Genomic DNA, 22,371 nt, shown 5'->3' on the forward strand with positions numbered 1-22,371 from the left:
ACCGGCGAATCCAAGATTTAGAATGGAGCTAGCGAGATGAAAAAAGCCACGTCTAGTTCATGCACAATGCAGCTTGTCCAGCGGGTATTGCACTTCGTATTCTCAGGAACAGATTAATTCCCAGCGGCTCCTGCTCCACGGATATATTCGCAGGATGTACGCCCGCTTCCATTGAAAGCCGGGTTAACTCCTCCGCACTTCTGTGGATCAGCAACCATTCCCCAAAAATTTCCATATAACCTCTGCTGGGATTATTTTCCGAGAAGTTACCGATCAATATCTCTCCGCCTGGTTTCAGAAAAGTAAGCAAGCGTTTGATAGCTATTACAAAAATCTTGTCCTCAAAATAATCAAACAGTCCGGCCGACCAGATCACATCGTATTTCTCCGCACTCGAAAAACGCAGAATATTCTTCTGTCGAAAGCTGATCTGGCTCTCGTAGGCTTTACAAAGATCGCCAGCAAAAGCTACTGCGCGGGAATCAATATCTACGCAGGTTGCCTTTAACGTATCCGGATCTATTGTCTGGTATAGTTCAAATAAATCCCTGGCAGGGCCGCTGGCGACGTTCAGCAAATTAAGAACACCATTTCTGCCTTTCAGTTTTTCCAGCATATTCTGCTTAAAGAAATCCTTCCGGTTGCGCACTGCCTGCGTGGCTGCCTGATCGTGAAAGTAACGGTCCCATTTTTCAAAGCCGGGGTGGCCGAAACTATCGTAGGTATAAATCATATCGATCAGCGCATAGTCGCCGGCATATCCTAACGGTTTCCGATAAACGTATCCGTGAATGGTATTGGCCAGAAAGTCTTCGTCAAAAATGCTTTGCAGGAAGGCTGTCTGTGACTCGCTGATGTACCCATTCTGCTGCATGCGGTACAATTGCTGCATCAACTGATCCAAAAGCGGGTAATCTGCCGGCTCAGGGCCGCCCCTCGCAACCATTTCATGCAACAGGGAAATGCTTTGCGACTGGATGACAGGAACTTTTGTTTGTTGCATGGAGACATAGGTCTCCCGTTCTGCAACCACGGGGGATGCGAAGTTGAGATTGTTCATTAAGTAGTTTTACGTTTGAGTAAATAAAAACAGTTTATCCGAAAAGCATCTTACATCACGGGCTCTGCATTGCGCATTTTGGCGGTCAGATATTCCCGCGCCGCATCCGCATCGTCCAGCCAGGGAAAAAGTGCAGGCGGGTGATTAAATCCGTTTACAAAATCGGACGCAATATCAGGGTTCTGCGTAGCGGCCCCCAATACCTCCACCACATGTGGCTTGGCAGGAGCCAGAAAAATGTCAGAGAACCGGTTCACGTATTTGGAATAATCCCAAAACCCTTCGAAAGTCTCATTCATCCACGCCACATCAAAAGGTTTGTCCCCTCTGGCGATGATCGATTTCGCGTACGCATTCGCCATTTTGGATGCATTGTTTCCTCCCTGGCCCACAATAGGATCGTTCAAAATCACCGTATCTCCTACCCCCAGCACCGCGGCAGTGGAGTTGAGTTGTACTACCGGCTTGCGCACTACCGGCGTAAATGAACCTTTCAAAAATGCATTATCGGCGATCACTTCTGCATTTTCAAAAGCCGCGTAACGCCACGGGAGGTAGGTACGGATCATTTCTTTCGCCTTCACCAGCAGCTCGGAAGCCGTTGTGGCTTCATCGAAAACATCCATCGGGCCACCAGGAATAGCCTCAATGAGAATAAACGAGCACTGAATATCGTCTTTTTGATAAAACGGCGCAGTGATAATTTCCCCGCACCCCATTAATGCATCCAGGGTAATGGACGTGAATTTTGTTTTTTCTGGTTGGTCAAAGTCGTTAATATGTAGCTGCACCAGTTTGCGTGCGGGCTTTTCGTGCGTCGAGCGATCTTCGTCTTTGGTGAATAGCCTCGCAAGTGGACCTTTTCCGGAAGATACAATTACCAGATCAAACTGAGCTGTGCAAGCAAGCAGGTCGGACGGTGTAGTGTCGCTGACGATGAATTTACCTCCCAGTTTTTCGAAAAGCTTGATCCACTGATAAAATTTAAGGCGCTGGTCAATGGACGCACCGGGCTTGCTGGTGCGGGAGCTGATGCCGAAAGCAAAGTTACCGTCAGGCTTTCCGAAATTGATATTAAAACCTGTGGAATGGTATGCGGTGTCGCTCCAAAAGTCCAGCCCAAGCTCGCGCTCGAGTTGAAGTGTATCGTGGAAAAGGTAGGTAGCACCCGTCGGCGGGCCGTTGAATATCTCCTCTGCCGAGCGTTCCGAAATGACCGTTACGTCGTACCCGCTTTTTACAAGTCTGATCGCCAGGTGTAACCCCGACTGTCCTGCTCCCATGATTGCTATCTTTCTCATATTCTGTGTTTTTGATCTCGTTTTGACAGTAGCAAAGATAATATGTGCCGAAGCGGCCAAGTCGTAACAACTCCTTAAAAAGTATAAAAAATTATTAAAATTAAACCCTGAGAATTGAAAGATAGTACCCGAAAGCGAATTTTGCTTTACTTTGAAACACAACGTTTTACGCAACCTCACGCTCTTCCATGACAATCATCGAGAAATACCGGATCACGGCCGAACTATACAAAGACCTTAACAAATCGCTGGTACGCGCGGTGGACGGTATATCAGGGAAAAATGTGATTTTGAAGACCATTCCATTTACCGGAATGCTGGACCCGGCTTGTCAGGAAATCGAACAGGAATTTGCTTTCGGAAGCACATTTTCTTTTACAGGGATATTGAATTATACCCGGATTTTAAGGCCTGAGAACTATCTGGTGCTCGAAATGGATGATTTTGAAGGATGCAGCCTCGAAAGTTTCCTGACCGGAAACCGCCTCTCTATTCCCTCGGCGCTTCACCTGGCCACTTCTCTTACGCTGATCGCAGAAGAGCTGCAATACCATGGGATCTCCCACTCGGATTTGCGCCCGGCCCACTTTCTCGTCAATCCCGAAACATTCCAGGCACGCCTGACCGACTTGAGCAGCGCCGCTGGTTTGGACAGGAAGGAACAAAATGCAGGCAGGAATACGAACCTGACCGCATTGCAATACATGTCGCCCGAGCAAAGCGGGCTTACAGATACGCCGGTAGACTTTCGCTCAGAGTATTACAACCTGGGCGTGATGTTCTACCAGCTGTTCACAGGTGTGCTGCCTTTTGAAAATGCAGATCCCAATGAGCTCGTACACGCACACATGGCGCGCACACCGACGAATCCGTCGACTATTAATCCGGAAATCCCTTCCTGTATTTCAAACATTATCTTAAAGCTGATAGCTAAAAGACCTTCCGACCGTTACCAGACTACCAGAGGAATACGGGCTGACCTGGCGACGTGCCTGGAAAATTTTCACAAAAAAAGCCCGAATACACAGTTCCAGATTGGCGGGCACGACTTTCCCGGCCAGTTTGGCATTACCGAAAAATTGTATGGAAGAGACCGCGAGCTGGAATTGCTGCTTGCAGCGTTTGAACGCTCCGGCGACCGCAATGAAATGTTTTTAGTGTCGGGAAATTCGGGTATTGGTAAATCCTCACTGATCCGAGCGCTGCAAAAGCAGGTGGAACCGCGTGCGCTTTTTATTACGGGAAAGTTTGATCAATATCTACAAAATGTTCCTTTTGAGGCGATTATACAGGCTTTTAAAGAACTCATTTGCAAAATATCTCATCAGGACGCAACCTATTGGAAAGCGCAGATCCTGGATGCAGTAGGTCAGTTTGGCCAGATAATCGTCGACGTAATTCCCGATCTGGAAAAAATGATCGGAAAGCAGCCGGCGGTGGAAATTTTGACTCCTATTGAAGCGCAGAACCGGTTTGTGAACGTATTTACCGGCTTTATTAATGTATTTACAAAAAAGGAACATCCTCTGGTTATTTTTCTGGATGATCTGCATTGGGCCGACCCTTCGAGTCTGCGTTTTCTGAGCCGCGTTACCTATTCGGTGGAAGGCTCAAACCTCTTCATAACAGGAACTTACCGTGACAATGAGCTTTCAGAAAAGCATCCATTGAGAACGGCATTGAAAGAACTGGATACAGCAGCTTCGAATTTATCCCAGCTTACCTTATATCCGCTACAACCTGCCGACATTACCGCACTCATTTCGGATACCTTTTCCTGTCCGCCGAAAGTTGCTGCCCAACTGGCCGATATGGTTTTCACGCGCACTTTAGGCAATCCTTTTTTTGTATCTGAAACACTCAAAGATCTGGTTTCCAATGAGCTGGTGAGATATAATCCTAAGCTTCGCAAATGGACCTGGGACCAGCACGAAGTGAGAGGGTATGCTTTATCAGGATCGTCGCAGCAACTATTAACATCAAAAATCAACAATCTGCGGGAACCGGCGCGCCAGGCATTGGTTACCGCGTCCTGCATCGGCTCGGATTTCGATCTGCTCATACTTTCCGCATTGAATGACAAGACGCCGCAGGAAATATCGGAGGATCTGCGGGAAGCCGTCGCTGAAAATTTGCTGCAACTTTCCGACGAGCGGGGCAATGGAACGCGATTTCTAAATGTCAAACGCTACCATTTCGTCCACGATCAGGTGCAGCAGGCAGCTTATAACCTGCTGTCGGTTGAAGCCAGAAATGAGCTGCATGTGAATATCGGCTATTTTTTACTTGAAAGGCTTTCCGCGGCTGAACGTTACGAGCAGCTTTTTGAGATCGTCAATCACCTCAATCACCACCAGTACTTTGCTCAACCCGGGGAGCGATACAAAATTGCGGAACTGAATTTTGAAGCTGGTAAAAAAGCACGTTCGTCGGCAGCCTACTCCGTGGCAATGGCCTATTTCAGGATTGGAAAAGAGCTCCTGGTGTCTGCAGACTGGACTGATGCTTACCAGCTCGCTCTCGATCTCCACCTCCACCTGGCCGAAAGCGCTTACCTCGCCGGCGACGCCGCAACCTGCATGGAGGTAGCTGAAACTGCATTAATTGCTGCCAAAAATGAGGATAAGATCAAATTTTACCAGATCCAGATCCAAAGCCTGATATTTCACGAGCAGCCATTTGAAGCGATATCACTTTCATTAAAAGTACTGAAAGAACTGAATGTGACCTTCCCTGCAAAGATCAAAAAATGGCATACCGCCTCGGCATATCTGAAATCCAAGTGGCTGATGCGGGGAAAAAAAATTGAAGCGCTCGAAACCCTGCCTCAAATGACAGCGCCAAATCAATTGGCCGCCATGCGCTTTTTGCAAAATATAACAGCCGCTTCTTTCTCGGCTATTCCCGAACTATATCCTTTGATGGTGCTGAAAATGGTGGAATTGTCGCTGAAATATGGCATTGCACCCGAATCGGCAATTACCTTCGCGACTTACGGAGCTATTGTAAATGCAATCGAATACAACCACGACGCCTGTTACCGGTATGGAAATGTGGCCCTGAAATTGGCTGACCGGTTTGAGAATTCGGCCGCCAGAGCGCGCACGCTGCTGATCTATAATATCGTCAACAGGTCGTCGGGGCAGCATACCAACGAGGTACTGGAACCGCTGCGGGTATCTTACCAGACAGGTATCGAAATGGGTGACGTGGAATATTGCTCCTATGCTTCAAGTACTTACAGCTTCCATTTATTGCTTTCCGGGAAAAACCTGCATTGGGTTAAGCACGAAATACTTCGCTACAACCAGCTGCCCCGCTCACTCTCAAAAGGAGCAGTATCACATCATAATGAACCCCTGACCCAGATCGCATCCAATCTGCTTGGTGAAAACGAAGATCCTGTTGTCTTGACCGGCGAATATTTTGATGAAGGCGAATCGTTTTCGGGAATTTTTGCATTGAAAAATAACTCCCGGATGTTTGTGTGTTTCGCGTATAAACTGGCATTGGCCTATCTGTCGGGAGAACTGGAAAGAGGGCTGGCACTGACGCGGCATGCGGACGCATTTGAGGGTAATGTTCGCGGAAGTCAATTTGAATCCCTTTTTTCGTTCTTCTTCGGCCTCCTTAATATTGCGCTTTACAGAAAAGCAGGAAATAATAGCTATTTAAAAACGGCTGCAAAACACCGCGACAAGATCCGGAAGCTTTCCCGGCAAGTCCCTGTTAATCTGGAACACCGCTTCTATCTGATGGAGGCGGAGCTTTTTGCTGCAAAAGGCAACACGCAACAAGCAGTAGCTTACTATGACAAGGCCATAAAAACCGGAATTGAAAATGGTCATTTGCATGAAGCTGCGCTGGCTAATGAGCTTTGTGGTAAATTTTGGCAAGAAAAAGGTCAGATTAAAATGGCGCTGAGTTACCTGAGCGTGGCATTGGACGGTTACCGGGAATGGGGCTGCGTAATTAAAGAAAGAAAATTACTGGCCGAATTCCCCGCACTTTCGCAGGGTTTTCAGGATCATGCAGCCGTTATTTCGCCCAAGAACGGAGCGGGAGAAAGCATTGTATCAACACTGGATCTGGCTACGCTCATGAAAACGTCCACCGCCATTTCGAGCGAGGTCGTGTTTGGCAGGTTACTGGAAAAACTAATGCAGTTTGCCATTGAAAATGCAGGCGCACAGTCGGGTTACTTCCTGCTCGATTGGGGTGGAGAACTGTATATTGAAGCCAGGAGATCAGTGATTGACGGAGCGAGTGAAATACGAAAAATACGGCTTGCAGACTCAGATCAACTTCCGGCGAGCATGATAGAACACGTTTTTAATACAAAATCTGACGTAGTGCTGCACGATGCACTCGCCAGTGATGCATTCAAAAACGACCCCATTGTGATGCAGCGGGAAATTCGCTCGGTATTGTGCATTCCGGCACTGAACCAGGGGAAGCTGGTGGGTGTACTATATCTTGAAAATAATCTCGCCACTGCCGTTTTCACCAACGAGCGTACACAACTATTAAAGCTCCTTTCCGGCCAGATCGCGGTGTCCATCGAAAATGCAATCTTATATGAAAAATTGGAACAGAAAGTGGCTGTGCGAACAGCCGAGATTCAGGTTCAGAAGGAAGAAATAGAGCGCCAGAAGCTATTGGTAGAGGAAAAATCGAAATTTAAAGAACAGTTTTTTGCCAATATGAGCCACGAGATCCGGACACCGATGACGGCGATTCTGGGTATGTCCGAGCTCATTTTCGACACGCAGCTCGACGCCAAGCAAACCGAGTACGCAAAGGGAATCCGGTATTCTTCTGAAAATCTGCTGGCGATCATCAACGATATTCTGGACTACTCCAAGATCGAAGCAGGCAAATTTTCATTTGTCAATAAACCCTTCCAGGTACGCGACCGGATGAACCGGCTGGGCTACATTCTGAGAGTAATAGCAGAAGAAAAAGGACTAAAACTGGCAGTTACCGTCGACGAAGATGTGAGCCAGCAGCTGATCGGCGACCCGATCAGGCTGCATCAGATATTGCTGAACCTGGCCGGTAATGCAGTGAAATTTACAGATAATGGTCTTGTGTCGATTAAAGTAAGTGTGGTGAATAAAGATCGCGAGAACGAAGAGTTGCTATTTGAAGTAACTGATACCGGGATTGGAATTGCAGAGGACAAGCTGGCCTATATTTTTGAAACTTTCACCCGTATTGACGATGATTTGAATACCAAACAATCCGGAACAGGATTGGGCTTGTTCATTGCCAAAAAGCTGGTAGAAGAGCAAGGCGGCAGCATGCAGGTCAAAAGTACGTTAGGAAAAGGAACAAGATTCAGCTTCAACCTCACCTTCGAAGTTTGCAGTCCGGGCGATCATGTGGAAGACGGCGAAGAGGATAGCAATCTTGCCGATGTGAGCATATTGCTGGTGGAAGACAATCTATTCAACCAGGTCGTGGCGGAAGAAACTTTGAAAAAAATTATCCAGAATGTACGTGTGACGATCGCAGATAATGGCGAGAATGCACTCAGAAAGCTCGACGAAGCTAGTTTTGATATTATATTAATGGACGTAAAAATGCCGGTTATGGACGGATACAAGGCTACCAGAGCGATCCGCGGGCGCGAAAAAGACAGGCATATACCCATCCTCGCCTTTACGTCAAATGCGAACCCGGCCGAAGCGCAAAAGTGCCGGGACGCGGGTATGGACGATTACATCACCAAACCCATTGAAGCAAAAAAATTGAAATACAAAATCAGGAAATTGCTGAAAGGCGCGATACAAACTGAGCCAACTTCCTAAGAAAGGCTATTCGATTCACCGGAAAACTCTGCGTGCCAGAAAATATCGAATTTCTGCTGAAAAGCGGCGATTTGTGAAGCTATTGTGTCCGTTTCGCCACTATCGACACTTTCTTCCATTTCCGCCATTTGCCCGGCAAACTCAGTTAAACCTACATAATTGAACTGCGTTTTAAGACTGTGAAGCGCGGTTGAAAGTGCTTCCCAGTCTTGGTCCGCACAAAGTGCCGGAAGTGATTCAACCTGGCCGGGAACCTGCGATTTGAATATAGAAACAAAATGCAGAACCAGCTTTTCATCGCCCGACATCAGGTTTCTCAACAGGGCCAGATCTATCATCAGCTATCGCTTCGTTTGTAAATGAGCTTATAGCCTTCCCCGTGCAAATTGAGGATTTCGACAGACGGATCCGGCTTTAAAAACTTGCGCAGCTTGCTCACGTACACATTCAGACTATATCCCCGGTAATGCTCCTCATCTCCCCATATCCCCATCATCGCGGCATCGCGGGTGAGTACTTTGTTCTGATGCTCGCAGAACATTTTGAGCAGTTTCGATTCTATGGAAGTAAGCTTGATCTTCTCGCCGGTCACGGTCAGTTCGCGAAGTTCCGGCTCAAATTTGGACAGCCCCCATTGATACTGATCGATCGCAATGGTCTTTTCCTGCACTTTCACCCTTTTCAAAATGGCGCGTATCCGTAGATATAATTCCTCCATACTAAACGGTTTGGTCAGGTAATCGTCGGCGCCGATCGTCAGCCCTTTGATCTTGTCTTCTTTCAGCGACTGGCCGGTCAGGAAAATAATAGGTGTAGTTTCTTTGATCTCCTTGATCTCCCCGGCCAGCGTGAACCCGTCTTTCTTCGGCATCTTGATATCAAGTACGCACAGGTCAAATGAATGCAGTTTAAAGGCATCGAGCCCGGCCTGGCCATCATGCTTGAGCATAACCTTGCAGCCTTTCATTTCGAGATATTCCTTGGTCAATTCGCTATACTGGACCTCATCGTCGATCAATAGCAGGTGTGGCGTTTCCATTGTATTGGCGTTAAGTGCAAATGGGCAACAACTAAAGGCGCAAATCTAAAGACAATATAGCCGAGGGCTCCGGCTTTTTTTAAGTTCTTATTCAGTGGTATAAATATTGGTTCAATTACCGGTTTCCGTAAAAGCGTAAGTAAACAATCGGTTTAACTACCTTCGTACCCGAAACAGGCACTCAAACGTCCCAAACGCAGGCACTGGATCGGTTTTTTATAAGGTTTTCCGGTAATTAAAACATAACATGGCATCAGGATTTTTTGCGATTTTAGATGATATCGCTTTTCTAATGGACGACGTTGCGCTGGCAACCAAAGTAGCAACGCGTAAAACGGCCGGTATTCTCGGGGACGATCTGGCCGTGAATGCAGAAAAAGCAACCGGTTTTTTATCCGAAAGAGAACTGCCCGTTTTGTGGGCTATCACCAAAGGTTCATTCCTCAATAAGCTCATCATCGTTCCCGTTGCGCTGCTGCTCAACGCATTCCTGCCGGCTGCGATCACATACATATTGCTTCTTGGGGGACTTTATCTGGCCTATGAAGGGGTTGAAAAAATAATCGAATACTTTTTCCCTCATCCCAAGGAAGAGCAGTCCGCTGTGAAAGTGATCGAAGAGCAAAGTGCTGCCACAGCCGCCGAAAACGAAAAGACGAAAGTCAAATCCGCAGTGACCACGGACTTTATCCTCTCAATAGAAATCGTCATTATCGCGCTGGGCAGCGTTGCAGCCGAAAACCTCCCCATACAGATACTGACCGTTTCGGCAGTAGCGTTGCTGGCAACAGTTGGCGTTTACGGGATCGTGGCACTGATCGTGAGATCCGACGATGCGGGTTACAAGCTGATCAAAAGATCAAACGACAAAGGTTTTTTGTCAAAAGTTGGCCACGTGCTGGTAAAAGCACTTCCGATTATGATCAAGGTGCTCGGTGCTGTGGGTACGGTAGCACTTATATTGGTTGCAGGCGGGATATTTGTCCATAATATTGAACAGCTGCACCACCTTTTTCCAAATCTGCCGTCTATCGTCAAAGAATTCATTGCCGGACTGGTTGCGGGACTGATCGCATTTTTAGTTTTTACCGGTTTCAAAAAACTTTTTTTCAAGAAAAAACCAGCTGGCGCAGCCCACTAACATACATACCGGCAGACAGAAATCAGTCTTCTAACTGAAAAACAATTTCTGTCTGCCACTTATCCGGATTCGGCTCAAAGTCAGGATCAACCAGATAAAATTCGGTGCGTCCGCCCCAGTCCGTGCGGCCGTCAGCCTCCACCTTTTTTTCAGTCAGTCCTTCCGATTTGATCCAGTTTTCCAGCGCGACGTGCGCCTGCATCATATCTTTGAAATCCCCGGTATAAACGAGACTCGCGTAATTACCCGCCGGAAAACTGCCCGCAATCACAAGATCGTCGCCCCCCACTGCCTGACCGACAGAAAACCCGGCTTCGCAATCCAGCTCGCCGCGATCGTTCATTGATTTGTATAAAAAGAAATCCGGCCCCGCAGCTTCAATACCTCTTTCCTGCATCCATTGCTTTACCACCGGGATCAGCGGGGGCAGCGTATCAGGAATATCGTGCATGTGAACAGTCTTGGCGATAGCTACGTAATGCCGCTCATTTCGGTGACCGGAGATTGGTTCTGAAAGCATCTTGACGTCTGGTTTAGTTGCGAGGCAAATTAACCCATTCAAATCACAACCCTAAGTGGCCAATTACGACAAATAACAGGGTAATACGCGACAGGCTGGTAACCTCATTTCCAGTCGACGAGCGGATTGACCTGCGGAAGCGCGCCCGAAGGCGAAAAAATTGCATTGAACATTTCGAAAGAATTTGCAGGCAGGGTTACCTCGAAGCCAACAAACGTGGTATTGGGATTGGGCGCGTCATAGTCATTCGGCGGCGTCGTAGACCACGTTTTGATCTCGATCTTCGCATTCGTCTGGAACACCAGCAGCATTGTTTTTCCTTTTTGCGTCAATTCCACGGTTTTGTCGTCGATGATTTTCACGTTCGCGGCGGTCAGCAGGTTCCAGCGCAATTTGGCCGGCTTATCCCCGGTTTGCACCTCATCCCTTACCACAACCCACTTATCGTCACGAATCGCAATCCCGCGTTTGGCACTATTAATTTGCCCGGCATACATATCGGAAAGGTCGGTGATCGCAGCCAGTTGCGACGGAGTGTCAAGCCATGAATCAATCTTCGCGAAGCCGCCTGCATTCATAAGCTGTCCATTGAAAGACAAGGTATTATGTGCAAAATTGTTCAACCTGAATACTTCCCAGCGCTGAGAATTTTGCGCGCGGTTCCAGAGATCGACCCCTTTTTGTTCGAGCGAATTATAGTCCTGCATGCCAAAATCCATCGCCCACCGCTCACCCTGCGCGTCGATCACGAAAGAGCCGATATCCATGTGTGCGTGGTTGACAGCCGGAGAGCCTGTTTTTAATCCGACAAAAATCGCATTCGGATCTGTCCATGAACTGCGCATAAGTGCCACCGGCGAAGGTCCCTGCCCGATCCACTGCCTTTTCGCAGGTGGACTAATTGCGTCCAGACTTGTTTTTGCACCCCAGATCAGGAGAGCTGGCAAAATTCGGTTATGGACGTTGTTACCTATTTTTTGGGAGAGTCGTTTTTTCTGTGTCCAGAGCAGTGAAGGATCTTTGTTTTTTTCAGCGAACCAGAACATGGCAGGACTCAATCCATCGTTCAATCCGCTGTCGCCCCAGTTGTGCGCCAGGCCGGTAGGACCGATCATATTTTGCAGAAAGCCGGCCGTTTTCAAAAAACCCGGCGTTTGCGAAAGGCCGAAATCTTTCCCAAGCGCTTTTTCTATCGCACTAATAAACAGCACGTTAAAGCTCGTTCCATATTCCCAATAGCTGAATCCTTCGGGATAAGCGCCGTCGGGTTCGTAAGATGGCAGCATTGCTTTCGGTATCGAAGCCACGGCGCGTTCTACCACTTTTGATTCAATTTCGGGATGATCCGCTGCGATCGCCAATGCGCCAAAAGCGATCCCGGCATTGCAAACCTGGTTCCAGTTGTGCTCCTGCGTCAAAAAATCATTATATCTGTCATCGAACGAAGGTTCGATGCCTTTTTTTAGTATCGCCTCTGAGATTTTGCTCCTCGAATCCGCCGAAAGTCCAGCATAAAGCCAGTCATAACCGATCGCGACGGCCATTGTCATTTCGGCCACGTCCAGAAAGTGTGTCGGGTTCCAGTCCTGGAATGCAGCTACGGCCAGCATTTCCTTTTCCGCCCGCCGTAGATACTGCTCGTTTTTGGTCGTTCGATACGCGTAGGACAGTTGAAAAACCCGCCGCAAACACTCCCGGGACTGATCCAGCAGCCTTTTTCCGGTCAGTACCCGCTCTACCGGAGGCAGGGTGAGCATCCTGTTGCATTCAGTGATAATTTCCTGATGAAGCGTATTCCATTCGGGGTACTTTTGGATTTGCGCCATAATCTGCTGTTCCTCACCTTCCAGTAAAAGCAGCCTGGGATGCATTGTAACCGGTTTTCCTTCGCCGGGATTCGGCTCGCGCTGCCCCCGGCACGCCAGAAAAGTCAGCAAGGCCAGAAAAAGTATAACGATTTGTCTCATTGCCGGAGGATTCCATTAGTGTGACAGTAATATTAAGCAAGGAAATCTAATTGTCAGCCGTTTAGGCGTGATTTCCTTTACAAAAACTCACGATACTTTTTGATTTTTTACCACCAGCAGGATATTCATCAGCTCTTTTCTTTTGCCTTCCGGAATAGGTATTTCTTTATTCTGGATAAATAACCTCGACGCGTCGAAACGGTATATTTCGTTCAGATTGATCACAAATGAGCGCGTGAGCTGGTAGAAAAACGACGGAAGTTTGGGCAGAATAGCGCCTTTATTAATCGTAATTAAAACAGGATTGTATTTCTTTTCCGGAAAAAGCCGCTCAAATTCCTGAGGGCTCAGATAAAGCTGCGAATGTACCCTATCAGCCTTGATATAAAGGATTTCCTTCAATTTAACTCCAATATACCCCTGATTGGAAGGGAGGAAAATATGATCCGATTCCACCGGCTGCGTGCCGAAAATGTTGCCTGAATGAAAGTTATTTAAAGCCAGATCAATCTGTACAGACAGCTCACGCATACGCAGCGGCTTTTCAAGAAATGCAGCCGGAAAAGTCTTTCTCAGCCTCTCTTTCACTTCCAGCGGTGTATTGCCGGTTATATAAATGATCGGGACCCACCTGATCCTGTTCAGTTCCAAAGCAGTAGCGACACCATCCTCGGGCCCGTCGAGCTGAATATCGATCACAGCCAGGTCGACCGGTTTTCTCCGCATCAGATCCGTCGCCGCAGTCAGCGTCGCGGCTGTCCCGGCAATCGTAAATCCTTCCTTTTCCAGACCCAATACCATGCTGGCAGCTAGTAGCGGGTCATTTTCTACGATGAGAATATTTTTGCCGGATTCCATTACTTGTTACGATACTTTGAGCCTGTCTGTAAAATGGGCCGCTGCCGGTTTGATTTCCGCTTTAAATGAAAGTGAAAATGCAAATCCATCACGGTTTAAAATGTCGATCTTCCCTTTCAACCGCTCGGCCAGGATATGGATCAGTTTAAGGCCGAAACCCTTGTTTTGTGTCAGTTCCGAAGCTATGCCTGCGCCATTATCGCGGAACGTAAATATCATTTCCTCATTTTTCATCCGGCAGCTGACGTTCAGCTCCGGTGAAGTGTGGCTGGCAAAAGCATATTTGCAGGAATTGGTCGTCAGTTCATTCACAAAAAGACCCAGCGAGATCGCGTGATCTGTGTGGAGCAGCACCGGGTCGATCGCATAGAAAGTGCGCACATTTTCGCGCCGGTACGACTGCAATACCATATTGATCAGGTCGGGAATATATTGATTTAAGCCAATGTAAACCAGCTCCTCACCCTGGTACAGACTGCGGTGAACGAGCGTCATAGCCTGGACGCGCAGCAAGCTTTCCTCCATTGCCTCAATCGCCTCAGGATCGGACATATTGTACATTTGAAGGCTCAGCAGGTCGGAAACGGATTGCAGATTGTTTTTGGTACGGTGATTCTGTTCCTTCACCAGCATCGCGTTTTCCCTGCTTGTTTTGCGGTATTTGACAAAAAGGAGGTAGAAAAGAATGCAGGCAATTCCTGTAAATGAGAACAGTATCAATAGCGTATTTGTCAGTCTTTTCTGTAAAATATGCTGCTTTTTCTGCGCCGCCATTTCAGCGAGGTTCAGCTCATTTTCGTAGGCGAGGTTAATATTTGTGATCGATTCCTGCTGCGTTTCATTGAGGTTCCGGGTTTTGAGGGCGAGCACTTCGCTGTTGTATTTAAATGCTGTTTTCCAGTCATTTATTTTTTCGAAATAAAGCGCCTGGGTCACCAGTAGCAACTCCTCGTCTTTGCTATTCCGTTTATTTCCACCGTCGGCCACAAGCGCGCGGTCCAGCCATTTTTTAGCTTCCGGCAAATTATCCATCATCAGCATATTCCGCGCAACCCGTTCCGACAGTGCCGCTACGTTATAGATCATGCCTTTTTGTTGGTAAATATTAGCCGCATTGTTGTAGTAGTTCAGACTGGTCGGAACATCCTTCTTTAAGATATACAAATGTCCCATCGACTCGTAAGTGATCGCCATATCGACCGAATCCCCGAGTGATCTGGAAATAGCCAGCGACCGCCCGAAACTGCGTGCCGAGCTGTCCAGCGACTTTGCAGGATCAGCACTCTCGTGTGAAGTCAGCCTTTCCAGGTCTCCGAGCGCGCGATTGCTCGCTGCCAGTCCTTTTTGAGATTTGGCCGCTATAAAGTTGGAATGCGCAAGCTGCGCGTACTTTTTTGACGCGGAGAGATTGTGCAGTTCGTGCTGCGTTTCCGAAAGCCGGAGATATATCTTGCCAATATCCTCCGACGGTCCGTGGGGTGTTCGCAAACTCAGCGATTTGAGCAGCCACTGCTGGGCTTTGGCATAATTGTCTATTCCCATAAACCGCTTGCCAAGCAGATAACATTCTTCCGCAATCTGCGCCGAATCGCCTGCCAGCAACGCCGCTTTGTAATCCTGCTGGGTTTGAAAAAGACGCTGGTAAGCCGTTTTGGAATTATTTTGTGCGTAAACCGTCTGATAGAGGGACATTCGGCAAAGCGCTAGCAAGCAGAACAGCAAAGTATTTCTATTCATACAAAAAACAAATGCGCTTCCGCAGTGAATGGTATCCGCCCCTCCGGATTGATCAGTGGTTTTTCAGGATTCGGAATGATTTTCCGGCTATTCGGAAATTTTTTACCGGTCGCTGCGCAAAAACAATTGTTTTGAAAACAATATAGCTTTTTGCTATAAGATCAATCGTTCCATCACCCCTCTTTTCAAATTACAATGTACAATAAATCTGACAACATCAGCGGCCATGGAGGGTCAATTAATTCTCCTTTTCAAATTGTAAGATTGCTCGTTTTAACCGCATTAGTAGTGGTTTTCGTGTCTGCTGCCCGTGCACAAACTGCCAGCACGGTACTCACAAACGCAGGTGTGATCGAAATGCATAAGTCTGGTCTCGGCCCGGATATCATCCTTTCCAGCATTGAAAGCTCGGTTTGCAAATTCAATGTAACCGCCACCGGCCTCGTCGCCCTCAAAAAGTCGGGTGTGGACGATCTGGTTATCAAGGCGATGATGGACAAGCAGGCCGGAAAAACTGCAACCGCTGCTGCTCCCGCAACTGCCGCTGCCAAACCGGAAAAGAAAGAACCCGTAGCCAAGAAGCCCGAAGGTCCCGCGCTTTCACTGCTGAACCACGTTTATTATAGTCCGTCTGCGGCGGAACCCAGGGCGCTGGAAAAGATGGTAGCGGGCATTCGGACCAAGCAAGGGCCATTTGGCGCAAGTATCCTCTTCCAGGTGGAAGGTGCCAAATCCGCGTTGCGCCTTACGGCTGACGATAACGCCGTTTTCGCAATGAATACCGGCAGCGAAGTACTTCCCGAGCTCGTGTTGTATAAATTAAAAGTAGTGCGGGGAAAGCGTGAAGTCGCTACGATGAAAGCAGGGACTTTTTCGGGTGTAAAAACAGGAGAAGATGTGATCACCCTCGACATTTCAAAACTCGGTAACGGGATTTTCAGAATAACACCGAGCAAAAAGCTGCTGCCGGGAGAATACTTTTTCACCGGAAAACCATCCACCGGCTCTACATCCGCCGACGCATTTGCATTCGCAATTGATTAAACAACAACTATATCTTACCCTCTATAATCTTCGCCGCATTCTCTGACTCAATACCTCAATTTCATTCTATGAAAGGTCTTTTCACCTCAAAGCTTCTGGTACTTATAGTAGGTCTGCTGCTTTTCGGCGGCTGCAAAAACGAGGAACCGGTACCGATCGTGAAGGAGACGATTTCCGGCAAGGTCGACTATATCTTGATGGAAATCGTGCTCGGAGGGGTTGCGAGAGTAGATTTTTACGTGCGCGACGAAGTGGACGGAAGAATGTATATAGTACGAATGGCCGAACGCGGCAACTTCCCCGGTTCAACCGCACGTGCTTACATTGATAAAACCGATCTGATCCTGCCGAATACAAAGGAAGTAGTCGACGAACAGACTTTCAGCACGCAGTTCTCAGTCAACCCGATCGTATCTACCGACAATGCGATCCACGTTTCATATTACAATGAAACACCCGATTCCCGGTTCTCTACACAGGAAATTACAGGATATCTCACGCCCGAAACCGTTCTGTCCATCAGTTCCGATGAGGAAGAGGCGATCGCCATTTTACGAACCGAAACGGGCATTCAGAAATACCTGAAACCGATCCTGCTCGACTGCCTCGTCAATGGATTTGCGAAAGATATCAATGGTGCGCAGGAAGGCGATCAGGCCAACCGCTTCCTGGTCTACAAGCTGAAAGTCGACACTGATCGGGAATACTGAATCGGGGACAAGAGGCAATTTATCCCACATTCTTATCTTACTTTCTTATGAATAAGTACCTACCTATCAAACTGTTGATTATAGCACTGTTCATTTATTCCAAATGTACAGGCCAGGTGCGGGTCGGTGTAAAAGCCGGACTGAATGCGCCTACGCTCGTTGGGGAAAATTACTTTTCAGCACATAACTACAAGATCCGGAATGCGGTTCAAACCATCTATTTCCACGCCGGGATCACGAGTGATGTGAGGCTATCAAGATTCTTCACGATCCAGCCGGAAGTACTTTATTCAACTTCCGGATATGAGTGGTTCTCCGCCGAAGAGGAATTCAACAGCTCCAATTCCACCGACGAGCCCGACGTTGCCGAGACGCTGGGGGTGGTGATGGTACCACTGCTGCTGCGCGTAAAATTAGGTGGACTGGGTCTCGTGTTCGGGCCGCAGCTTAACCGTCTCGTGACTGCCCGCCGCAGCAGCCGCTTCGGAAGCAAGTACGATGTAAGGTCGGATTACAAAACAGATCCTGTCTTTTCAGCGGTAATAGGTCTAGAATACACCTTCTCGTTTGGACTTGGCCTCCACGCCCGCTACAACTACTGCCCTACCAGCATAGCCCGGGTCACCGACAAAGGCATTTACGCGCCGGGCAATAGTATGTACAACCACACGGGAATGGGCGGGCTGCATTTTTATTTTTTTAGTAAGAAAGATAAATAGAAGGCAAACACAAATTGGAAGGCAAAAAGGCTTGATTTGGTATGTAACGTACCGTTAGATCAATTTTTCGGCGCGCTGGATAACTGCATACTATATTAGTATTCTCCTGAAATATAGTATTCAACCAACAAATCGCTCCCCAACTGTATGCCCGTTGACATCATTCACTGGTATGGCCGCTCACACGCCAGCCACCAAATCGAGACCGCCAAAGCAAAGGCAGCCCATTACAGAACAATCTGTCTGTCGGTTATCGGCACTGTTGAAAATCCCCTTTACACCGCGGTGATGATCAAGCGTCCGACCCTGCATTATGAAATTCAGGAAGACCGGATGACGGCGACGGAGTTTTCCGATAAGATCGACAAGATGTGGGAGCAAAAATATGGCGTCTATCTCGTTACTGCCACCGGAACGGTTAAAAAGCCACTTTTCGCAGCCTGCTTCAAACCAATGACCGACAAGCCGATCGTGCGTTACGGCATCCTGGGTACAGGCGATCAAATGGCCGGCCTGAACTATCACTTCTGGCACGACGGCTATATTCCCGTTTCGTTCGATGCTTATGGTAACACATTTGATACCCAGCTGGTTGCAGTCTGGCATAAGAACACAGCCCGCGTAACCTGGAACGTGGAAGCTGCGAGCCGGCTCCGGAGTCCTGACGATATTCAGGCGATGTTCAATGCGATCACAAGCCAGGGCGGCCGGCCGGTTGAGATCTCGGCGGCGCCAGGGAATCGCTTTTTTGAGTTATTCCTGGATAGTCAGGTCGGCGGATGGGTTTCGCGCATCAACCTTACGCCAGAGGCTTACGAAAAGGAGATGACCGAGCGGATTAACCAGGGACTTATACCGATCAGCGTTTCAGTACAGACGGAACTACTCCTTTTCACGAAATACTCGGTTGTCTTCGCCGACAGTGAGCGGTCGGTAGCGCGGGTGCCCAGGGTTTCCGTCAGTCACAATGCGCCCAAAGTCGAGGGGATCGACAATGCGATGCTGCGCTTTATCAAAGACCACGCGATCCGCGGCGCCTCGCTGGCGATCACACAGGGTCCGCGGCTGGTGTACGCTGCGGGCTATACTTACGCCGAACCCGGCTATCCCGAACACAAGGAAACCACGCTCTTCCGGCAGGCGAGTGTTTCCAAAACTTTTGTAGCGGCAGCAATTTATAGATTGATACAACTAGGCACCAAGCTACCTGACGGATCACTTTTTGCGCTGGACACAACCATGCAGGAGGTTTTGAAACTAAAAAAACCAGACGGAGGCGAACCTGCCGATGCGCGTTTTGGAAATATCCTGGTTCAGGACTTACTGGAAAGCTGTTCATCGATCGATCAGGACCTGATCTGGCATGATTTAGAGGCAGTGACGGCATTTGGAGCTGCGCTGCCCTGTAACCCGTGGCAGCTTGCATCTTATATTGCCGGTAAAGAGCTGGGTGAAAAAGATCCCGGCAGCCACACAAACGTTAATTACGGCAATACCGACTATTTTCTTTTAAGCCTGATCATCGCCAAAGTGAGCAACTCGGTGAATTTTGAGGCAGCCCTGAAAGAACTGGTATTGACGCCCCTGAAAATGACCCGCGTGAGGGGAAGTCGCTCGATCCAGTCTCAGCAGGCTGCCGATGAGGCGAGGCACCATGTCGTGAATGTAAAACCGGCATTGAAAGCTGGAAAATACAATGAATGGGAAGATATGGCCAAATCAATGGAAGTATGGTACAGCAAATTCAGCGACGCGCGGCCGCTTGTTCCGGGGCATTATGGCGGACTTAATTATGAGCTGATGGAAGGTTGCGGCGGCCTGTCGGCAGCGGTTACTGACATTGCAAGACTTGTGGCAGCGTTCAGTATTACCGATGAAAAAGCGGTATTTTCCGAAACCACACTGGAAACGTGGTGCAGAAACACATTCATCGCTTCACGTATCAAATCAAATCCAAATCCTGCTGCGTCGGTGCACGGTTACCACGGCTTTGACTATGGCAGTCTCCGCAATCCCGCCGCACCCAATGAGTATCTCAATAATTTCGTTTCAGGCAAAGGAGGCTGGCTGCCGAGCCATTCTACCTCGTTTCAATTCGACGCCGGCGGTTTCGGATATATCGTTTCATTTAATTCAACCGGTCAATCGGACGTTAAGACAGACTGGCTGACCGACCATGCAGGTGTTGGTGCGGGATTGGCGCCGGACAGTATTTATGCGATATCACAGGCGCACGACTGGAAAGGAATTGATTTGTTCCCGACATACGGTATGCCTTCGTTTGTCACCTCGAAATTTATCAAATTCCCCATCGGCAATATTGATTTCAACAAAGCCCTTTCTCCGCACCTTGAACTTATCAACATACAAAAAACTGAGTCCGCAGCGATGACGGCGTCCATGCACGTCAGGAACCGAAAAGTTAACATTCCCATCATATCCCGAAAAAAATGATCTTTTAAGTTTGTCTTCCAAATGCAACATCGACAGGATGAGGGGAATATTAAAAATAATCTAAAAAGTTATTAGTATTCCCCTATTTCTCTCTTTTCCAGGCGTACGACTTTCCAGATACCAAATGCCCCCGGTAATAAGTGATGCTGATTTGTGGAGTGAAATGAAAAGTGGGAGTGAGAAAGCTTTTTCTTCTCTTTTCATGAAATACCATGTTTCCCTGGTGAGCTATGGAAAGTCAATCACGCAACATCATTATATAGTCGGCGATTGCATTCAGGATGTTTTTGCGGATATCTGGCTTTACCGAAAAACTATCAGCACGCCTGACTCAGTGCGAGCCTACCTGCTCTCCGGTTTACGAAAACGCATTGCCCGGAAATTGGAACGCGACCAGATCTTCAAGCATGCGACTGATATTGAGCACGTTGAATTCTCCGCCTCGTTCACAGTTTTGGATGAATTGATCACAAATGAAGAAATGCGCTCGCAGGTAACGTATCTCAACGCCGCGATCAACCAACTCTCTCCCCGCCAGAAAGAGGCACTTTACCTGCGCTATTACCAGCAGCTTTCCGTGGATCAGATCGCGGAAATGATGCAGATGAACACGCAATCTGTCTCCAACCTCCTCCACCGCGCCATCAAACAACTCCGCAACCTCTGGAAAGGCGAAATACCCCAACTGATGATTCTCCTTGTCCTCACACACTGCCTTTCTACCGATGTGTAGCCGCTCTGCGGCATGCGGTGGTTGTTTCGTCCCTTTCCTCCTTCCTCCCTTTCCTCCCTTTCCTCCTTCCTTCCTTTCCTCCTTCCTCCCTTTCCTCCGTTCCTCCCTTTCCTCCCTTTCCTCCCCCAAAAAAAACCGTCCCCCTGAGTATCCCCCGCCAAACCCGTCCTCTCCCAAATCATAACCTGTTTCAATGCAACGCAAACATCATTTGCTCCTGGAAGATTATTTGCAAGATCCCTCGTTTCGCCGCTGGGTAAGAGAAGGTATTGACGATGCCGGTTGGGAACAATGGATGAAATCGGATACCGAAGAAACCAGGCTGGCCCGCGAGGCGCAACTGGTTTTGCTGGCCATGAATTTCAAGGAAACTGACGTGTCCGAGTTGGAGACGGAAGATGCATTGCAGGCAACCTGGCAAAAGATCAATAATGTCGAAGCTCAGGCGCCGGTTGTGAAATGGAAACAATTTGCACGCATGCTGGCAGCGGCTGCTGTATTGCTGCTGGCGGTCGGACTGGGTTGGCATTTTTTAAATCAACCCCAAATCCGTGAAGTAGCGACGGAAGAATTGTCCGAAGGAAAGATCGCGGTGCGGCGCAATAATACAAAAACGCCGGTACTGGTGATGCTGGAAGACGGCAGCTCGGTGATTCTGCAACCGGGAAGCCAGCTGGACTACCCTACTGTTTTTAACGAAACCGAACGGAAAGTATCACTCACCGGCGAAGCTTTTTTTGAGATCAGCAAAAATCCTTCACGACCGTTTTTTGTGTATGCCAATGAGATCGTGACGCGTGTAGTGGGTACCAGCTTTCGCATTAAAGCTTACAGTAACCAGCCTGATGTAGAAGTGATCGTGCGGACTGGACAGGTGAAGGTTTCAAGAAAAAACCCTGTCGAAGCCGGATCACCGCAGGAAATTTCCCTGCATCCCAACGAATCGATCCGGTTTGTACGCCATGAGGCCACTTTTGAAAAACCCGTTATCGCCGCCCCCAATGTAACCGTACCGATCGAACAGTTACAGTTTGATTTTGAAGATACCCCGATCAGCAAGATCCTGGAAACGATCGCGCTCGCCTACGGCCTGAAAGTAACTTACCCGGAAGAGGTTTTGAAAAACTGCTATCTCTCGACCTCATTAAGCGATTTGCCTTTACAGCACAAGTTGAAGATCATTTGTGAAAGCGCCGGAGGAGAAACCCGGTACGAGCTCCTGGGCGACCAGCTTACCATTTATTCAAACGGATGTAACTAAACCTAATGCCTGAC

16 protein-coding genes are annotated in these 22,371 nt (G+C 48.3%); 8 read left to right on the forward strand and 8 right to left on the reverse strand.

Annotated elements, in window-relative coordinates:
* Positions 1-52: 52 nt before the first annotated feature.
* Both KOD92_RS01250 and KOD92_RS01255 read right to left on the reverse strand, forming a co-directional pair.
* Positions 53-1,060, reverse strand: coding sequence for a class I SAM-dependent methyltransferase (locus KOD92_RS01250; RefSeq protein WP_229254474.1), 1,008 nt, complete (start codon positions 1,058-1,060; stop codon positions 53-55).
* Between the two features lie 50 nt (positions 1,061-1,110).
* Positions 1,111-2,361: a styrene monooxygenase/indole monooxygenase family protein gene (locus tag KOD92_RS01255; RefSeq protein ID WP_215231706.1), complete on the reverse strand. Its 1,251-nt coding sequence runs from the start codon at positions 2,359-2,361 to the stop codon at positions 1,111-1,113.
* A gap of 188 nt (positions 2,362-2,549) precedes the next feature.
* On the opposite strand from KOD92_RS01255, the gene KOD92_RS01260 reads away from it, so the two are divergent.
* A complete protein-coding gene (locus KOD92_RS01260) occupies positions 2,550-8,174 on the forward strand; it encodes a hybrid sensor histidine kinase/response regulator (RefSeq protein ID WP_215231707.1) in 5,625 nt (1,874 codons plus the stop codon).
* Here KOD92_RS01260 and KOD92_RS01265 read toward each other — a convergent pair.
* Positions 8,171-8,512: an Hpt domain-containing protein gene (locus KOD92_RS01265; protein ID WP_215231708.1), complete on the reverse strand. Its 342-nt coding sequence runs from the start codon at positions 8,510-8,512 to the stop codon at positions 8,171-8,173. The genes KOD92_RS01260 and KOD92_RS01265 overlap by 4 nt on opposite strands.
* Positions 8,512-9,213, reverse strand: a complete 702-nt coding sequence (locus KOD92_RS01270) for a response regulator transcription factor (protein WP_215231709.1) — start codon at positions 9,211-9,213, stop codon at positions 8,512-8,514. The genes KOD92_RS01265 and KOD92_RS01270 overlap by 1 nt, the downstream gene beginning before the upstream one ends.
* A 247-nt stretch (positions 9,214-9,460) precedes the next feature.
* Between KOD92_RS01270 and KOD92_RS01275 the strand changes: the two genes are divergently transcribed.
* Positions 9,461-10,354, forward strand: a complete 894-nt coding sequence (locus KOD92_RS01275; protein ID WP_215231710.1) for a DUF808 family protein — start codon at positions 9,461-9,463, stop codon at positions 10,352-10,354.
* A 22-nt stretch (positions 10,355-10,376) separates the two neighbouring features.
* Here the strand turns inward: KOD92_RS01275 and KOD92_RS01280 are convergent, their stop codons facing one another.
* The 4 genes from KOD92_RS01280 to KOD92_RS01295 form a co-directional block, all read right to left on the reverse strand.
* On the reverse strand, positions 10,377-10,874 hold the full coding sequence (locus tag KOD92_RS01280; RefSeq protein ID WP_215231711.1) for a GyrI-like domain-containing protein: 498 nt from the start codon (positions 10,872-10,874) through the stop codon (positions 10,377-10,379).
* 104 nt (positions 10,875-10,978) lie between these two features.
* On the reverse strand, positions 10,979-12,841 hold the full coding sequence (locus KOD92_RS01285; protein WP_215231712.1) for a heparinase II/III domain-containing protein: 1,863 nt from the start codon (positions 12,839-12,841) through the stop codon (positions 10,979-10,981).
* An 87-nt stretch (positions 12,842-12,928) separates the two neighbouring features.
* A complete protein-coding gene (locus KOD92_RS01290; protein ID WP_215231713.1) occupies positions 12,929-13,699 on the reverse strand; it encodes a response regulator transcription factor in 771 nt (256 codons plus the stop codon).
* Positions 13,700-13,705: 6 nt separating this feature from the next.
* Positions 13,706-15,391 carry a sensor histidine kinase gene (locus KOD92_RS01295; protein ID WP_215231714.1) on the reverse strand — a complete coding sequence of 562 codons (1,686 nt, stop codon included), beginning with the start codon at positions 15,389-15,391 and terminating at the stop codon, positions 13,706-13,708.
* 309 nt (positions 15,392-15,700) lie between these two features.
* Between KOD92_RS01295 and KOD92_RS01300 the strand changes: the two genes are divergently transcribed.
* From KOD92_RS01300 to KOD92_RS01325, 6 genes are all read left to right on the forward strand, one after another.
* Positions 15,701-16,480: a hypothetical protein gene (locus KOD92_RS01300; RefSeq protein ID WP_215231715.1), complete on the forward strand. Its 780-nt coding sequence runs from the start codon at positions 15,701-15,703 to the stop codon at positions 16,478-16,480.
* 68 nt (positions 16,481-16,548) lie between these two features.
* The gene (locus KOD92_RS01305; protein ID WP_215231716.1) at positions 16,549-17,190 is read left to right on the forward strand and encodes a hypothetical protein; all 642 of its coding nucleotides are present in this window, start codon (positions 16,549-16,551) and stop codon (positions 17,188-17,190) included.
* Between the two features lie 47 nt (positions 17,191-17,237).
* Complete coding sequence (locus KOD92_RS01310; RefSeq protein WP_215231717.1) at positions 17,238-17,909, forward strand: porin family protein; 672 nt, start codon at positions 17,238-17,240, stop codon at positions 17,907-17,909.
* Positions 17,910-18,056: 147 nt separating this feature from the next.
* A complete protein-coding gene (locus KOD92_RS01315; protein WP_215231718.1) occupies positions 18,057-20,363 on the forward strand; it encodes a serine hydrolase domain-containing protein in 2,307 nt (768 codons plus the stop codon).
* A gap of 124 nt (positions 20,364-20,487) precedes the next feature.
* Entirely contained in the window at positions 20,488-21,096 is a 609-nt protein-coding gene (locus KOD92_RS01320) for an RNA polymerase sigma factor (RefSeq protein ID WP_215231719.1), read from the forward strand.
* A gap of 193 nt (positions 21,097-21,289) precedes the next feature.
* Positions 21,290-22,357 (forward strand): FecR family protein, encoded by a 1,068-nt coding sequence (locus KOD92_RS01325; protein ID WP_215231720.1) that lies wholly within the window; start codon positions 21,290-21,292, stop codon positions 22,355-22,357.
* Positions 22,358-22,371: the final 14 nt, after the last annotated feature.

The organism is Dyadobacter linearis (genome assembly GCF_907165045.1).
GTDB classification, from domain to species: domain Bacteria; phylum Bacteroidota; class Bacteroidia; order Cytophagales; family Spirosomataceae; genus Dyadobacter; species Dyadobacter linearis.

Bases quoted from the DNA above. Each gene is read 5' to 3' on its own strand.
- KOD92_RS01325 (WP_215231720.1), top strand. From the start codon at position 21,290: ATGCAACGCAAACATCATTTGCTCCTGGAAGATTATTTGCAAGATCCC.
- KOD92_RS01255 (WP_215231706.1), bottom strand. From the start codon at position 2,361: ATGAGAAAGATAGCAATCATGGGAGCAGGACAGTCGGGGTTACACCTG.
- KOD92_RS01270 (WP_215231709.1), bottom strand. From the start codon at position 9,213: ATGGAAACGCCACACCTGCTATTGATCGACGATGAGGTCCAGTATAGC.
- KOD92_RS01295 (WP_215231714.1), bottom strand. From the start codon at position 15,391: ATGTCCCTCTATCAGACGGTTTACGCACAAAATAATTCCAAAACGGCT.
- KOD92_RS01305 (WP_215231716.1), top strand. From the start codon at position 16,549: ATGAAAGGTCTTTTCACCTCAAAGCTTCTGGTACTTATAGTAGGTCTG.
- KOD92_RS01320 (WP_215231719.1), top strand. From the start codon at position 20,488: ATGCCCCCGGTAATAAGTGATGCTGATTTGTGGAGTGAAATGAAAAGT.
- KOD92_RS01265 (WP_215231708.1), bottom strand. From the start codon at position 8,512: ATGATAGATCTGGCCCTGTTGAGAAACCTGATGTCGGGCGATGAAAAG.
- KOD92_RS01290 (WP_215231713.1), bottom strand. From the start codon at position 13,699: ATGGAATCCGGCAAAAATATTCTCATCGTAGAAAATGACCCGCTACTA.
- KOD92_RS01280 (WP_215231711.1), bottom strand. From the start codon at position 10,874: ATGCTTTCAGAACCAATCTCCGGTCACCGAAATGAGCGGCATTACGTA.
- KOD92_RS01315 (WP_215231718.1), top strand. From the start codon at position 18,057: ATGCCCGTTGACATCATTCACTGGTATGGCCGCTCACACGCCAGCCAC.
- KOD92_RS01275 (WP_215231710.1), top strand. From the start codon at position 9,461: ATGGCATCAGGATTTTTTGCGATTTTAGATGATATCGCTTTTCTAATG.
- KOD92_RS01260 (WP_215231707.1), top strand. From the start codon at position 2,550: ATGACAATCATCGAGAAATACCGGATCACGGCCGAACTATACAAAGAC.
- KOD92_RS01250 (WP_229254474.1), bottom strand. From the start codon at position 1,060: ATGAACAATCTCAACTTCGCATCCCCCGTGGTTGCAGAACGGGAGACC.
- KOD92_RS01310 (WP_215231717.1), top strand. From the start codon at position 17,238: ATGAATAAGTACCTACCTATCAAACTGTTGATTATAGCACTGTTCATT.
- KOD92_RS01285 (WP_215231712.1), bottom strand. From the start codon at position 12,841: ATGAGACAAATCGTTATACTTTTTCTGGCCTTGCTGACTTTTCTGGCG.